This is a genomic window from Campylobacter sp. BCW_6873 (assembly GCF_001762365.1).
GTDB lineage: Bacteria > Campylobacterota > Campylobacteria > Campylobacterales > Campylobacteraceae > Campylobacter_D > Campylobacter_D jejuni.
This window is the reverse complement of the sequence record NZ_MJWS01000068.1, coordinates 1-1019: the sequence shown is the minus strand read 5'-3', so window position 1 is coordinate 1019 and position 1019 is coordinate 1. Positions and strand designations below refer to the sequence as shown.

The window sequence follows — 1019 nt, the reverse complement described above, 5'->3', positions numbered from 1 at the left end:
ATTTTGTAATTTATTGATTTTTGTTTTACAAACTTCACATTCTTTATAAATAGACATTTATCGCATTCCTTATGTTACTTTCTACAATTTCTTGCCCTTTTCTTAAAGCTTCTTTTATGCTTTCTTCAAAGTTGATAGTGGTGTTATTTTCATTATTAACACTGGTATTATTTTCATTTACATTCATCTAAAGTCTTTTGAATTTTATTTATTGTATCTTCTAGAAAAGGTGATATATCTTTACGATAATTCCTAAAATTTTCTTTTAATGTTTTATCAAAAAGTTTTGAGCCATCTGGATCTAAGTTAATAAATATAGTATAATTTCTCTTTATTTGATTAAATATTAAGTTTCTATTTTCAAAAGAGCACAATTGATTATTATGAAGTAAAAAAGAGCTCGGAATTGATATTTTTAAATAAATTGCTGCATTTTTATATTCAGTTCTCTTATCCAAATAACCTATATTATCCAAATAATCATAAATTTCTTCATAATGTTTTATAAAATTAAGCTCTTCTTCAAAAATTTGTCTTTCTAAATCTCTAGTTGATGCTCTTAAGTTTAGATATTTTTGTTTTTCATTTGAGTTTAAATCACTTATGAAATTAAGGTAACGAAAAAAAATTCGTTCACCACCAACTAAAAAGTAAAATGTATTAGCGTAATTTTGAAGAGAAGCTTGGTAATATCTATCCTCAAATCCAAAGAATTTAGCCACCTTAAAATCAAAAATAGCCTTTTGCATTTTTATATTTAAATCTTTAAAATCTTCTAATTTTGGCTGATGATCATCTACAATTTTAATCATGTCTTTAGGACTTGGGTTTAAAGTTATTTTTTCAAAATTTCTAAATTCTTGTTCTTTTTCAAAGCGATGATTTGTTTCCCAATAAATCGTATATAAAGGAGAATAAAGTAATTTTGCAAGCACAGCAAGTGCTATAATAATCACTATACAAGGTATATAAAATCTTTTAAGTTTGTAGAAGGGTTTATTCATTGTTTATCCTTTATT

The 1019-nt window shown here is 24.2% G+C and carries 2 protein-coding genes; both read right to left on the bottom strand.

Features of this window, described 5'->3' with window-relative positions; genetic code table 11:
• Nucleotides 1-43 precede the first annotated feature (43 nt).
• On the bottom strand, nt 44-187 hold the full coding sequence (locus tag AJ932_RS10545; RefSeq protein WP_162842173.1) for a hypothetical protein: 144 nt from the start codon (nt 185-187) through the stop codon (nt 44-46).
• Entirely contained in the window at nt 174-1004 is an 831-nt protein-coding gene (locus AJ932_RS10540; protein ID WP_261660087.1) for a hypothetical protein, read from the bottom strand. The genes AJ932_RS10545 and AJ932_RS10540 overlap by 14 nt, the downstream gene beginning before the upstream one ends.
• Nucleotides 1005-1019 lie beyond the last annotated feature (15 nt).

Bases quoted from the DNA above. Each gene is read 5' to 3' on its own strand.
- AJ932_RS10545 (WP_162842173.1), bottom strand. From the start codon at position 187: ATGAATGTAAATGAAAATAATACCAGTGTTAATAATGAAAATAACACC.
- AJ932_RS10540 (WP_261660087.1), bottom strand. From the start codon at position 1,004: ATGAATAAACCCTTCTACAAACTTAAAAGATTTTATATACCTTGTATA.